The sequence below is a fragment of the Chryseobacterium sp. WLY505 genome (assembly GCF_030846215.1).
Lineage (GTDB): Bacteria > Bacteroidota > Bacteroidia > Flavobacteriales > Weeksellaceae > Chryseobacterium.
Genome location: NZ_JAVCWI010000002.1, coordinates 569,118 through 583,664, shown reverse-complemented (window position 1 = coordinate 583,664; position 14,547 = coordinate 569,118). Strand labels below are relative to the sequence as shown.

General features: G+C 36.7%; 12 protein-coding genes. 1 reads left to right on the top strand and 11 read right to left on the bottom strand.

Annotated elements, in window-relative coordinates; genetic code table 11:
* Positions 1-85: 85 nt before the first annotated feature.
* From pdeM to RAH34_RS08020, 10 genes are all read right to left on the bottom strand, one after another.
* A complete protein-coding gene (pdeM, locus tag RAH34_RS08065) occupies positions 86-730 on the bottom strand; it encodes a ligase-associated DNA damage response endonuclease PdeM (protein ID WP_306595786.1) in 645 nt (214 codons plus the stop codon).
* Positions 731-778: 48 nt separating this feature from the next.
* Entirely contained in the window at positions 779-1,381 is a 603-nt protein-coding gene (locus RAH34_RS08060; RefSeq protein ID WP_114820129.1) for a 2,3-diphosphoglycerate-dependent phosphoglycerate mutase, read from the bottom strand.
* A 369-nt stretch (positions 1,382-1,750) separates the two neighbouring features.
* The gene (locus RAH34_RS08055; protein WP_306595785.1) at positions 1,751-4,201 is read right to left on the bottom strand and encodes a ligase-associated DNA damage response DEXH box helicase; all 2,451 of its coding nucleotides are present in this window, start codon (positions 4,199-4,201) and stop codon (positions 1,751-1,753) included.
* 757 nt (positions 4,202-4,958) lie between these two features.
* Positions 4,959-6,539 carry an ATP-dependent DNA ligase gene (locus RAH34_RS08050; RefSeq protein WP_306595784.1) on the bottom strand — a complete coding sequence of 527 codons (1,581 nt, stop codon included), beginning with the start codon at positions 6,537-6,539 and terminating at the stop codon, positions 4,959-4,961.
* Complete coding sequence (locus tag RAH34_RS08045) at positions 6,536-7,558, bottom strand: ligase-associated DNA damage response exonuclease (protein WP_306595783.1); 1,023 nt, start codon at positions 7,556-7,558, stop codon at positions 6,536-6,538. The genes RAH34_RS08050 and RAH34_RS08045 overlap by 4 nt, the downstream gene beginning before the upstream one ends.
* 282 nt (positions 7,559-7,840) lie before the next feature.
* The gene (locus RAH34_RS08040; protein WP_306595782.1) at positions 7,841-9,196 is read right to left on the bottom strand and encodes a S41 family peptidase; all 1,356 of its coding nucleotides are present in this window, start codon (positions 9,194-9,196) and stop codon (positions 7,841-7,843) included.
* A gap of 386 nt (positions 9,197-9,582) precedes the next feature.
* Entirely contained in the window at positions 9,583-10,650 is a 1,068-nt protein-coding gene (locus RAH34_RS08035; protein ID WP_306595781.1) for an SDR family oxidoreductase, read from the bottom strand.
* Between the two features lie 86 nt (positions 10,651-10,736).
* Positions 10,737-11,321, bottom strand: coding sequence for a Crp/Fnr family transcriptional regulator (locus tag RAH34_RS08030; RefSeq protein ID WP_306595780.1), 585 nt, complete (start codon positions 11,319-11,321; stop codon positions 10,737-10,739).
* Between the two features lie 48 nt (positions 11,322-11,369).
* The gene (locus RAH34_RS08025) at positions 11,370-11,816 is read right to left on the bottom strand and encodes a PPC domain-containing DNA-binding protein (RefSeq protein WP_306595779.1); all 447 of its coding nucleotides are present in this window, start codon (positions 11,814-11,816) and stop codon (positions 11,370-11,372) included.
* Between the two features lie 11 nt (positions 11,817-11,827).
* The gene (locus RAH34_RS08020; RefSeq protein ID WP_306595778.1) at positions 11,828-12,673 is read right to left on the bottom strand and encodes an NAD(P)-dependent oxidoreductase; all 846 of its coding nucleotides are present in this window, start codon (positions 12,671-12,673) and stop codon (positions 11,828-11,830) included.
* 222 nt (positions 12,674-12,895) lie between these two features.
* Here RAH34_RS08020 and RAH34_RS08015 point away from each other — a divergent pair, with 222 nt between their 5' ends.
* Positions 12,896-13,525: a chloramphenicol acetyltransferase gene (locus RAH34_RS08015; protein ID WP_306595777.1), complete on the top strand. Its 630-nt coding sequence runs from the start codon at positions 12,896-12,898 to the stop codon at positions 13,523-13,525.
* 57 nt (positions 13,526-13,582) lie between these two features.
* Here the strand turns inward: RAH34_RS08015 and RAH34_RS08010 are convergent, their stop codons facing one another.
* Positions 13,583-14,176 (bottom strand): Crp/Fnr family transcriptional regulator, encoded by a 594-nt coding sequence (locus RAH34_RS08010; protein WP_306595776.1) that lies wholly within the window; start codon positions 14,174-14,176, stop codon positions 13,583-13,585.
* Between the last annotated feature and the right edge of the window lie 371 nt (positions 14,177-14,547).

Genomic DNA, 14,547 nt, shown 5'->3' with positions numbered 1-14,547 from the left:
AGGGTTTCATGTAAAAAAATTTCAACTTTTTAGTAAAACTCATTTTTGAGCAACAAAATCTACCAGAGTTAACACCTTTAGATCATTAAATTTCATAGATTTCAGAATCGGTAAACACAAAAAATGTACTTTTCTTAGGCAGATTTTTTGTATCCAGTCCTGTAAACTCACTGAAAGCGGGTAATAATAATTGATTGCTGCTAAGGGCAAAACAGGGTAATCTGATATTTTTCACTGCAGAATTCAGTACAATTCCAGGGTGAATATGCCCGGTAATCTGAAATCCGGATCGTATGCTGTCAAAATCATGGATAAAAGTAATGTCTTCTATTTCGAGAAATTCAGACTTATGATTAAAGCATAATTTTTCCTCCAAAGTTTTTGAAATACGATCGTGATTTCCTTCAATAAGATAAAATTGTATATCTGGATACCGGTTTTTCCATATACAGAATTCATCCACATCAGAATTATCCCCGGCATGCAGCAAGTCTCCAACAACAATAAATTTTTCAGGCTGAAAATATTCAATCAGTGCGGATAATCTTTCCAGATCACTTTTCATAATGTGATTGGCCAGTGCAATCCCATTTTTGCGGAAATGAGCGGTTTTTCCAATATGCAGATCAGATAGAATCAAGGCTTTTTCTTTTTGCCAGAATGCTGCCCGCTGATTGGTCAGAGTGAAAGTTTTATTTTGGATGGAAATATTTTTGGTTGCTATAAACACTTGATAGATTGAAAATTGAAGGATCAAAGTTACATTATTTAAACCGGATCAGCTAACTTTCCGGCTTACATGAAATTTCTCATCAAAAATATAAGTCAGTGGAAACCCCGTAGCAATTTCTCTTTCTAAAATCTCTTCAGGAGAAAGATGTTCCAAATACATAATTAAAGCACGCAGGCTGTTTCCATGGGCTACAATCAATACATTTTCGCCCTGCTTCAATAAGGGCTTTATTTCGCTTTCGAAATAAGGAATCACTCTGTTATAAGTATCTTTAAGGCTTTCACCTCCGGGAGGAACCACATCGTAAGACCTGCGCCAGATATGAACCTGCTCTGCACCATATTTCAAGGCGGTATCTGCTTTATTTAATCCTTCCAGATTTCCGTAACAGCGTTCATTGAGTGCTTTATCTTTAACGACAGGAATATCCGGATTTCCTATTTCATCCAGAATGACAGAGAGGGTATGCTGTGCTCTGATCAGGGCAGAGGTGAATGCTATATCTATTCTTTCTCCTTTTAACGCAATACCTGCTTTTTTAGCTTCTTCAATACCAGCTTCAGTTATATCGATATCTTTCCACCCTGTAAATCTGTTTTCCAGATTCCAGAGTGACTGTCCGTGACGGACTAAGAACAATTTTTCCATTTTTAAATTTTATTTCAACTTCCGGGAAGGTATACCCTAAGTTACGATGATTATCCAGACTTTTCAAGAAAATTAACATAGAATATTAGGCTATGAATAAGATTAAAATAAAAGCTACTCATCTAATTTTATAATTGTTGGAGTTTTGCAAAGACGCAAGATTTTTACTCTTTATTTTTGGTTTAAAGCATAGGGAAATGAAACGTTTTCAACAAATTAACGTAACTAAATTTTATCGGAGATAAAATCTTTGCAACTTAAAACGTTATTACGATAAATTTTTTGCGTCTTTGCGATAAACAAATACTCATCGGCCTATTTGTTCCTACAAAAACACATTTTTATCCTAGAAAATAATTGAATTAATTATCAAAGATCACTTATATCAGACAGTTTCAGCATTCTTTTAATTCTCGCATCCAGTCCTTCACTTGAAAGCGTCTGTCTTAAGCTGTCTACTTTAATGGGGAAACTCAACGGAGTAAAAGAACGGGAATGTTTTAAAATAATTTTGGATTTTTCAATTCTTTTAAAAGCTTCTACAAGCCGTTGTTCCTGAAGCTGCATATTGAAGACTTCGGTATATGCCTGTTTTATTAAAAAATGATTGGGGTCATGATCTTCCAATACTTTAAAAATCAGTCCGGCAGAACTCTGTAATGATTTGTTAGAACGTTGCTGGCCTGCATAATTTTGAATCACCATTCCGGAAATCACTGCAATATCACGAAATTTTCTCCTTGCCATTTCCGCAGAATTGATACTTGCGATCACATCATTCATCAGATGATCCCGGGTTAAAATCTGCTGCAGGTTGTCTTCGTTTAAAGGAATTTCTTTATCACTAAATAGCTCAAATCCGTGATCGTTCATTGCCATGGAAAAGGAGATAGGCGCAAGTTTTGAGATCCGATAAGCAATCAGGGCAGCCATTACTTCATGGACGAGACGCCCTTCGAAAGGATACATAAACAAATGATATCCTTCACGGTTTTTGATCATTTCGACCAGAAATTCATTTTCTTTGGGAATATGGGAGTTTTTTTCCTGGTTGATTAAAAGCGGGTGTAAAAATTTAAGCTCTTTTTCCGAAGCTTTAGGATTTAAGGCATGTGATAATTTTTCTCTCAGAAAATGCCCCAGATTGGAACTCAAAGGAAGCCTTCCTCCCAGATAACTCGGAACCAAGGCTTTTCCTTTAGCTGCTCTCACATACACTGTCATATCTTTAATAATGACAACCTCCAGTGTACGTCCCGCCAGAATAAATTTTTCTTCTTTTTTTAATTTTGAAATAAAATATTCTTCAATCATTCCGATATAGCCTCCGGAAATAAATTTTACCTTCAACATGGCATCACTCACAATGACCCCCATATTCATCCGGTGGAGCATAGCAATTTTTCGTGAGGTGACTTTATAAAGACCGTCTTCCATAATGACGATCTTGTGGTATTCTTCATAGTTTTTTAATACACTGCCGCCAATCGTAAGGAATTCCAGAATACTTTTCCATTCTTCGTCCAGCATTTCCTGAAAAGCATATACTTTTTTAATTCTCTGATACAGTTCATCGGGATAAAATCCGTCTCCAACCGCCAATGTCATCAGAAACTGAACCAGCACATCAAAACACAGAACCTGTGGTTCTCTGGGCTCAACCACTTTCTGTTTTACGGCTTCTTTTAGCGCTGCCACTTCAATGAGTTCCAGAGAATGGGTCGGAACACAATAAATTTTAGAGGTTTCAAAAGGGGAGTGCCCGCTTCGGCCTGCTCTTTGAAGAAAGCGCGCAACACCTTTGGCTGATCCTACCTGAATAACAGTGTCTACAGGTTTAAAATCAATTCCAAGGTCTAAAGATGATGTTGAAACTACAGCTTTTAATTTTCCGGAACTTAAATTTTCTTCAATCCAGATTCTCAGATGGGCATCAATGGAGCTGTGATGGATCGCAATCTGGCCTGCAAAATCAGGGTAAGCCTCCAGTAAAAGCTGATACCACATTTCACTCTGGCTTCTGGTATTTGTGAATACAATGGTAGATTTTGATTCCAGAATAATAGGAACCACTTTATCTGCCAGTTTGTTTCCAAGATGTCCTGCCCATGGCAATATTTCAATTTCGTTCGGGAACACCGGCAGAATATCTATTTTCTTATGTTCTTTGGCTGTAATTTTTGTCTTTTTAATATCATACGGAATAAGCACTTCCATGGCTTCATCCAGATTTCCGATGGTTGCGGTGATTCCCCATATTTTGATCTTCGGAACATATTTTTTAAGCTGAGAAATCCCAAGTTCTACCATGACACCGCGCTTTGAACCCAGTAATTCATGCCATTCATCCACAGCTACGCATTTCATATCGGTGAAAAACCTTTCATTATTTTTCTGCGCAAGGAGCAAATGAAGACTTTCAGGGGTTACGACAAGAATCTCAGGCATCTTTTTGACCTGCTGTTGTCTTACTTTCGGATCCGTATCTCCGTTTCTCACACCTACAGTCCAGTCAAGCCCGATTTCATCAATGGCTTCCTGCATCGCTTTTGCAATATCTTTTGACAGAGAGCGGAGAGGAGTAATCCACACCATTTTCAAGCCTTTTTTGTATTGTTCGGGATGATTCAGGAAATCAGAAATTAAGGCTAAAAAAACAGAAAAAGTCTTTCCAAAACCGGTAGGAGCAACGACCATTCCGCTGTATCCGTTTCCAAATTTCTTCCAGGTTTCCAGCTGAAATTTGAAAGGAGCAATACCTTTATCAGTCATCCATTGCTGAATGATCTTTAATCCGGTGGTATGTTCGAAATTTGCCAATTCTATTTTTATTTAATTTTTAGCGTTAAGATGCTAAGATTTTATAGGATATTATTTATTTTTCGATCGCAAGGACGTTTCACTTAGCAAAGTTTGCATTTTATCATAGCTGAACGGAGTGCCTTTGCGAACAAAGAATATTATTAATAATTTAAAAATCATTGCGTCATCGCGTTAATAGTATTGTGTTATTTCTTTTTCAACGCTAAGGACGCTAAGATTTTATAGGATATTATTTATTTTTCGATCGCAAGGGCGTTTCACTCAGCAAAGTTTGCATTTTATCATAGCTGAACGAAGTGCCTTTACGAACGAAAATATTAGAAATAATTTTAAAAACTTTTGCGTTCATTGCGTTAAAATGATTACTGCATTAATTTTTTTAAACCAAATTCCAACGCAACCGGCGCTAAGATTTTGTATGATCGTGTTTTATTTTTCGATCGTAAGGGCGTTTCACTTAGCAAAGTTTGCATTTTTACATAGCTGAACGGAGTGCCTTTGCGAACGAAAAAATTAGAAATAATTTTAAAAACTTTTGCGTTCATTGCGTTAAAATGATTACTGCATTAATTTTTTTAAACCAAATTCCAACGCTAAGGACGCTAAGAGTTTGTATGATAGTATTTTATTTTTCGATCGCAAGGGCGTTTCACTTAGCAAAGTTTGCATTCTTACATAGCTGAACGGAGTGCCTTTGCGAACGAAAAAATTAGAAATAATTTTAAAAACTTTTGCGTTCATTGCGTTAAAATAATTACTGTATTAATTTTTTAATTTCTTCCAAATCGTCAATTTCGTCTACGGTTTTGTCTTTCCGCCATCTTACAATTCTCGGAAATCGGAGAGCTACACCACTTTTATGACGATTGCTGAAACCTATGCCTTCAAAAGCAATTTCAAAAACAAGTTCTGCTTTTACCGTTCTTACAGGACCGAATTTCTCAATGGCATTTTTGGTAACAAACCTGCTCACCTCCATGATTTCTTTATCAGTTAATCCTGAGTAGGCTTTGGCAATGGTCACCAGACTATCTCCGTTTTTCACGGCAAAACTATAATCTGTGTAGTAAGCACTTCGTCTTCCGCTTCCTTTTTGCGCGTAGATCAGAACGGCATCAATGGTAAAAGGATTGATTTTCCACTTCCACCAGTCGCCTTTTTTTCTTCCGGAATGGTAAGGTGAATTTTTTTGTTTTAACATCAGTCCTTCGCTGTTTACGTCTCTTGAATTTTCACGAAGAGAATTCAGTTCTTCCCATTTTTCAAATTCCAGACTTTTGGAAATACTGATACGTTCGGGCTTCTCATTCAGTAATAATTCTTCCAGTAAAGCTCTTCTTGCAGAGATGGGTTTTTCTCTCAGGTCGTTATCTTCAAGTTCCAGTAAGTCGTAGACGAAGACTTCAATCGGAATTTCTGAGAGCATTTTTTTAGTTAAAGTTTTCCTGTTTAATCTCTTCTGTAATTCATTAAAATTTAGAACCTTACCATCGTTCACTGCAAGTATTTCTCCATCCAGGACAAAGTTGCCTTTCATAGCTTGTACGGCTTCTGAAATTTCCGGAAATTGTTCTGTGACGAGTTCTTCACCTCTTGACCAGATGAAAACCTCATCATTTCTTCTTATGATTTGCCCGCGTATTCCGTCCCATTTGTATTCTACCAGCCATTCATCAGGATTTCCAAGTTCTTTGGTTTCTTTTTCCAAAGGATAAGCTAGGCAGAAGGGATAAGGTTTTGAATTGTCAGGATTTACATTTTCTGCATCAATAAGTTCTTTGAAGGAAACTTCATCCGGCAGCCATTTTCCCATTAAACTATGCATTAAAGCACTCGATTCCTGTCCTGAAAATTTCGTCAGTGCATTGATTAATGTTTTATCTGAAACTCCAATCCGGAAGCTTCCGCCAATTAATTTATTGAAAATCAAACGTTCGGTATAATCCAGCCCATTCCATGACTGCAGTACAAATTCTTTTTTTTCTGCATCTGTTTTGCCTTTCAGACTTACGATATCATTCATCCATTCTGATAATGAACGTTCTATTTTTTCCTCCGGAGGCGGAAGAATTAGTGACAACGTTTCTCCAAGATCGCCTACCGAAGAGTAGGATTCCTGAAACAGCCAATAAGGAAGTTTGGTAATTTCCAGCGCCCATTCTTTCATGTAATTGGTATTGACATTTCTCTTGGGTCTTTTGCCGGTAAATAAGGCGATAAACCATACTTTATCTTCATCAGGAGCACGCTCGAGATAATCAATGATCGCATCAATTTTAGCATTGGTTTTATTGGTTGTTTCCAACGCGTTGATAAGGTCTGCAAAATGTCTCATGATACCGGATTTTGTGAGATTTCTTTTTCAGATTCTTCTTCGTCTTCTCCATAAAGTGTTTCTACAACATCTGCTTTAATTCCTGTTTCATTCAGATATTTGGAAAAGACTTCTGTCTGTCCGTGGGTAACATGAACCAGTTCTGCTTCAGTTGCTTTTACCGTTTGTAATAATCCTTTCCAATCCGCATGATCACTCATGGCAAATCCTGCATCAGCACTCCGCCATCTTCTGGCACCGCGTACCTGCATCCAGCCGGAACATATTGCTGTTGCCGGATCTGGAATCTTTTTAATAATATTACTGTCGAGCAAAGCAGGTGGTACAATGACAATTTCGTGTTCCATCTCTTTCGGGCGTTCTCTGAAATCTGCAATGGTATATTCAGGAAGTTCAATTCCTACTGTTTCAAAGGCTTCATTAAGCTTTCCGATAGAATAATGAACATATATTTTCCCTAATTCTTCTACTGCTTTCATAATGCGCTGGGCTTTCCCTAATGAATACCCGATGAATACAGAAGTTTTATTGTTTTCTTTATTTTTCAGAACCCAGTTCTGGAGTTTTTTATTTAAGTCCGGAACTTCCAGCCAGTTATAAATAGGCAGCCCAAAGGTGCTTTCTGTCACAAATTCATTGCATTTTACCAGTTCGAAAGGAGTACTTAGCCCATCATCCTGAACTTTATAATCTCCTGAAATGACAGCCACGTAGCCTTTATACTCAAGCTTTATCTGTGCTGAACCAATGATATGTCCGGCAGGGTGAAGTGAAAGTTTTACTCCATTGATGGTAATCACTTCTCCATATTCTACGCTCTGGCATTCAATATCTGGTCCAATTCTCTGGTACAGAATAGGTTTGGTAAAATGGTGACAAAGGTATTTTTTCATTCCCCAGCGGGCATGATCAGCATGACCATGGGTGATAACAGCCATCTCTACGGGTCTCCAGGGATCTATATAAAATTTTCCCTGGGGACAGTAAATGCCTTTTTTTGTAAATGTGATTAATTTCAATGGTGTAACTGGTTTATAGAATTAGCTTCAAAAACTTAACCAATTTACAATAAAGTGTTTATTTTTTAATTTTTGTGGTATGAGATTTTATGAAGTATTCCATATTGTAGGAATGATTATTTATAATAGGTTTTGGCTTAAGCCAATGGAATGTTTTAAAGAATAAATGGGCAAAAGCCCATTTCTATTGATATTCTGTAGTGTTAAATAATGAAAGGAAGGATTACAATTGGATTGTAAAGAATAAAAAAAGCTGTTCCCAATTGAAACAGCTTGTATCGTTTATTTTTCATTCAGCACGTCATTTACGAAGTCAATCCATTGATAATCCGGAATGGTTTTGTCGATGAAATAATCGGGTTGAATACCTTTTTCGTCAATGGCCATATCAGGAATACGAAAGCTTTTGGAGAGTGCATAGCCCAGTTTAAACTCGTTACAAGGGGAATTTACAAAATACATATTGGAGATATCCAGAACTCCGGCAGTAGTGGTTCCGAAAAGCTTTACTTTTTTACTTTGTTTGGCAGCCAGTAAAAATTCTTCTGCAGTACTTCCGTTTCCGTTGTTAATGATGATTCCTACATTCTTTGGATATGGTGAAATTTTATCCATTTTGGTGATTCCTACAATTTTTCCATCATCCTGAAGGCTTACAAATTTACCTAAGTTCTTGCTGAGCTTGTCATAAGCTTTCTTCAGATATTCTCTTTCATCTGCCTGCATACCATATTTCTGATAGTTGTCATAGAAATCAAGCATTCTCTGGTTATTCAGTTTTGTAGAATAAAGCTGTGTTCTTACACTTCGGATAGGGTTTGTGTAGAGATAAGGAATAATTTTGGCAAAACTGTTATCACTTCCACCACCATTATATCTGATATCAATAATTAGGTTTTCTGTACTTTCAATTTTAGATTTATTGGCTATAATGACGCTGTCAATATCTTTTTTCAAAGCACCATTAAATGAAGGGATTCTCAAAAGCAGTGTAGTTTTATTAAGCTGCTTCAGGAACGGTTTTTGTGCCATAATAGCCTCATAATACGTTTCAATTCCTTCTTCTTTTTCAAATTTCGGGGAAACTCTTTTAAGGGTAAAGTCATTGATTTCAAGATAGTTTTTCCCTACAAGCCTCATATCGTGAATTTCCTGTCCGGTTTTATTTCTCAGATAGTAGGTTCCTTTGGTTTTATCGGCGTTGAAAGTCAGTTTTAATTCATTAGGTTTCCAGTTTTCGGCTCCGGACTGTATGATAAAGCCTTTATAGACTTCCCCAAACTTTTTAATACCTATTGTATAGGGTTCAACTTCCCAGATTCCTTCAATATCTGATTCTTTTTTAGATGCAGCTTCTTTTTTGAACTTTTCAAGATCTATTTTCACCAATTCTGTTTTGGTATTTTCATTAACTGCTGGGAGGGCCTCGATAGCTTTATTTTCTATTTTTGAAACTGAAAAATGACCGGATCTGAAGAATTTAAGCCAGTCATATATTGTCTGATAACATTCTGTATCGGATTTTGCATTTTTGATTCTTTTCAGAAAGTCATCATTATGAGCCTGATAAGCGGGAAGACCTTTTTTATCAATGATATACTGATATCCGGCATCATTTTCCTCGAAAGTTTTTTTCACCCACTGATAATTACTTTCACAAGTACAGTTTTGAGCTAAGCTAAAAGAAGAAGTGGTGATAAAAATTAAAAGGAGTGTCTTAATTTTAAGCATACGTTAGTTATTAGTTTTATTGTAAAGGTTACAAATCTAACGATAAATCTGTTTTTTTATGATTTGAAAAGGGTTTTTATTTAAAGAAATATTTGTTTTAAAGCTGTTTGTTGGAAAAACGCAAAGACGCAAGAAAGGTTTTACAATGTGACTGTTCTAAGGCGCAAAGATTTTATCTCTGATAAAATGTGATCCTGAATCGTTGATTTATCACAACATCTGCGTAATCTCCAGGATCTGCGAGAATCTATCAATCATTTATGATTTTCCTGCCTCTTTGCGTTTTCTTACTGTTATGGGATCATATTTTCTGATCTCAATCTTTCAAATACCTGTGTAAAAGAATCTTCTGTACTTGTGTAAGCTGTAAAGCCCAGTTTTCTGCTTTTAGACATATCACACATCACTTCCAGAGGTCTCCCCAGATCCAGGTCAGTATGCCATGCAGACGACAGACGGTTAAGATTACTTTCTTTGAGATTATATTTTTCTGCGATGGCTGTCCAAATTTCGTGATCGTTTTCCAGTTCTTTTTCAAGAGGTCTTATCGTTCCATTGAAACCTTCAGCTTCTACACCGAACCAGTCTGCCAGTCTTTTCCAAAGCCATTTCCACCGGAAAACATCTCCGTTGGCAATATTAAAAGCCTGGTTTTTTGCAGATTCTGTAGATGATGCCCAAACCAATTGCTTAGCCAGTATTCTTGCATCAGTTACATCCGAAACTCCGTTCCATTGAGCTTCTGAGCCCGGCCAGATGAACTTTCTTCCGGTTTCTTTGCAGATGCTGGCATATACAGCCAATGTAGTTCCGATATTCATAAGATTTCCTACGGCATATCCAACCACGGTGTGAGGCCTGTGAATACTCCATGTAAAGCCGTCTCTTTCGGAAGCTTTGTATACTTCGTCTTCCTGTGCATAATAAAAGTTGGGAAGGGGAAGTCTTGGATGTTCTTCTCTGACAGGTGTTTCAGGTAAAACTCCTTCTTTAGCATAAGCTTCGAATGGTCCCAGATAATGTTTAAGCCCTGTAACCAAAGCCACATGCTGAACCGATTTTTTAGGGGATAAAACATTTAACAGATTTCTCACCAATAGGCTGTTGATCCGGATATTTTCTTCTTCGGTGTCATTGCGCATCCATGTGGTAAAGTAAATATGAGTGGGAGAGATCCCTTCTAATGCTTCTGCAAGGTTCTGCTCATTCAACAGGTCTGCTTTAATGGGACGAAGTCCCGGGATATTGGTGTTCGGGTTTCTGGATAATCCGTATGTTGTCCAGCCTTGTGCAATCAATTCCTCAGCAAGGTTACTTCCTGTAATTCCGGTAGCACCTACTACCAATGCAATATTTTCCATAAGTATTGTAAAATTTCTTGTACAAAATTATGGCTGACAGAAGGCTTCTCCCCTTGATCTGGATCATACATTTGGGTTGATCTGGATCAAGGATTATTCAGAGAATTTTTTTTACGGATTCTGCTTACGGTTTCAGGAGCAAGACCAAGATAAGAAGCAATAAGGTTGTGTGGCACTCTTTTGATCATTTCAGGATTCTTTTGTGCCAGTTGAAGATATTTTTCTTCAGCAGTATAGCTATTGGAAACAATGAGCCTGTAATCTTTCGTTACGAGACTGTTTTGGTATAAAATTCTGAAATACCGATCCATCACCGGGATCTCCAGCATCATTTTTTCGTAGTTTTCCAATGTGATCGTCAGTACTTCGGTTTCTTCAATTGCATCAATATTGAGTACTGATTTTTCCTGATTGATAAAGCTGTTGAAATCTGAGATCCACCAGCCCTCAAAGGCAAACATATTGATGTGCTCATTTCCTTTTTCATCCAGAAAATAAGACTTCAGCAGCCCCTTGCTTACAAAAGACAACGATTTGCAGACATCTCCTTCCTGAAGAAGATATTGTTTTCGGCGAAGTTTTCTAAGGATAAAATAAGACTGAACCTGATTTTTTTGTTCGTCCGTGATATCAACCTTATTTCCGATATGCGCAAGCAACACTTCAAACATCCAATAAATATTTCATCAAAATTACTATTTTCAAACGCATCAGAAACTTCATTTTTCAAAATCATAAAGATTGATTCCTATTTCCTCATTTTTGATTTTGACAGCCCTTGTATTCAACGGGTAGAAAATAAATTCCGCAGCTCCCTGAATTTTCGCCTCCAGAAGATGGCCTGCCAAAGCGGTGTAATCTTCTCTTCCCAGCGTTATATGAAGGTGAAGCGTCAGTTTTCCTTCTATTTCAGACACATTTCCGGAAATATTGGTGACTTCCATCTGTTCTTTGAAAGTCTTATCTACATATTTTTTGGTTGTTGGATTAAAGAACCGGAGTGTGGCTTCACTCACAGCTCCTATACCGGTAACTTCTCCCGCCAGGATATTTTGGTTTTGAATAAAGTCTGTTAAACTCTCTACAATATTGGAATGATTATCAAGACTAACAATGTAAATATGATCGGCTTTTCTGGCAGACCAATGTTTTCCTTTATAATTCATAATCGAAAAATTTATTCTATAGTTTTTAAATAATTGATGATTCCTATCACATCCTCTTCACCAAAACCTTTGTCATGCGCATTTTGATAGGTTTGAATCAAAGATTCGGATAAAGGATAATCAGCGCCTGCATTTTTAGCGAGAAGAATATCTTTCAGCATCAGATCAAGGGCAAATGCCGGAGCGTACTCATTAGCAATAAGCATAGGTGTTTTTACTTTGGTAGCACCGCTTCCGCTGGCACTTTCATTGATGATTTCCAGCATATCTGATCGTTCAATTCCTAATTTTCCTGCCAATAGAACTGTTTCTGCCAGTCCCTGATAAATGGTAGACAGAAAATAATTGATCGATAGTTTTCCTGCAATTCCTTTTCCGTTTTCACCCAAATGTTTTACAGATTTTCCTATTTTCAAAAGATAAGGCATCGCACGGTGGATGTCTTTTTCTTCACCTCCCGCCATAATAATCAGGGTTCCTTCTTTTGCAGGTAAGGTACTTCCGGCTACAGGAGCATCAATAAACGATGCTTCTTTTATTTTGAGAGCCGCAGCGGTTTCTGTAGAAGTTTCTGGAGAAATGGTACTCATATCCACAAAGAGCTTTCCCTGAATATTTAAAGAAATGATTTCTTCATACACTGCTTTTACAGCAGTGTCATTAGTTAACATTGTGAATATAATATCACTGTTTTGTACCAGGTCTTTAACTTCGGTATAGACTGTAGACTTTTCCTGAAAATCTTTGGCTTTTTCAGAGGATCTGTTATAAACCGAAAGAGGGAATCCTGCTTTTTCAATATTTTTTGCCATTGGATGACCCATATTTCCTAATCCGATGAATCCGATTTTTTCCATTGTCCTGATTTCTATTTTGTTATTAATTAAATTGTTATGTTTTCAATCTCCTGAGTGAAGAGGAGTGATCTGAAGGAAATCGATAAGTATATAAAATACGTCTGTTTTGCAGCAAAATACCGACCAAACAGCTCCATTACAAAATTAAGTTTTAATTATCTTTTTAAGCATAAACTTTTAAAACCGGAGAAACTTTCAGAAATTTGCAGCAAATAAGAATTAATGAAGATTGTAGATATAGACAACTGGAACAGAAAAGAGCATTTTGAATTTTTTTCTAACATGGCAAGCCCTTATTTTGGATTTACAACGGAGGTAGACTGTACAAAAGCATATGATATTGCAAAAGAAAAAGACTATTCTTTTTTTGCCTATTATTTTCACAAATCTATGGTGGCGATCAACAGAGTGGAGGAGCTAAAGCTCAGAATTATTGATGGGCAGGTGATACTGTTTGACACCGTTCATGCCGGCAGTACAATTGGCAGACCGGATGGTACTTTCGGTTTTTCATTCACTCCTTTCTCAGAAGATTTCGAAACATTCAATGCAGCTCTGCAGGAAGAAATAAAAGGAGTACATGAAAGTACAGGGTTGAGACTTAGCAATGAAAGGTTGGGGAAAGATCATGTCAGACATACTACTATTCCTTGGAATTCATTCAGTGCGATATTGCATCCAACAGATTTTAATACTACAGAATCGGTTCCTAAAATTGCTTTTGGACGATTCAATATCCGTGAAGGAAGAAAATATCTTCCGGTGTCTGTTGAAGCACATCACGGATTGGCAGATGGAATTCACCTTTCGAAATATCTGGAAGAGTTTCAGAAAGAGTTGGACAAGAATTAGAGACCATATTTTTAATCAAATATAAGCAGAAGCCGGACTTAACCCGGCTTTTCCGTTTTAATAATAAATCTTCCCGCGTTCTATTTTCAAAATCTGATCTTTTTCCATTTGTTTTATGGTTCTTATAACCGTTTCCACACGCAATCCTGTCAATGAAGCAAGCTGTTGGCGGGTAAGGGGAATCTGGAAAGAATAATGGTTTTTATCATCATGGTAGCTTTTCAGATAATCCATCAGAAGTTTTAGTTTGGAAACGGGGTTTTGAAATGAGAGGTTATAAAGCATGATATATTTATAATACATCCTTTCGGCAAGACATTGATAGACATTGAGTGAAATTTCAGGGTTACTTTGAAGCAGTTCCAGAAAATTCTGTCCCGGCATTATAAAAATACTCGAATCTTCCATTGCAACAGCATTCATAGGATAAGGTCTGTTGACGAAAAGTAACGACTCTCCAAAGCTGTGACCGTCTGATAATATATTTTGGATAAACTCTTTCCCGTTTTCCGTATAATTATTGAGTTTAATTTTCCCTTTTTCAATCTGGTAATAATGTATAGGAGAATCGTCCTCACGAAAAATAATATCTTCTGCTTTATAATTTTTTATTTCGGCTCCAAATGAGATAAGTAAATTTTCAGGGATCATGGTTGTTATTTAATTTTCATCTAAAATTTTAAATAATCTTTTAGAGACTGCTGATGTTTAAAATTTTATAATGATAAAGGAACACCCATTTCATTTATTTCTCCTATGATGTGGTACCATTCATATACCACAAATGTTTAGTTTTTTCCGATGAACAGGTTGAAAACATTGATTGAGATCATAAAAAGTTAACGGAATTACACAGTACATTTACTTCCTGTCAAAATAAGGACCCAAGTAATAGGGAACAAGCTGATAAAAGCAATTATGATATTTTACTCAAAATATAACGTGGTATCTATGTGGTACACGTATTTAATAAAATTTTAATCATTTTTTCTTTCTTTGCCAATGTAAAAATGGAAAGAAAT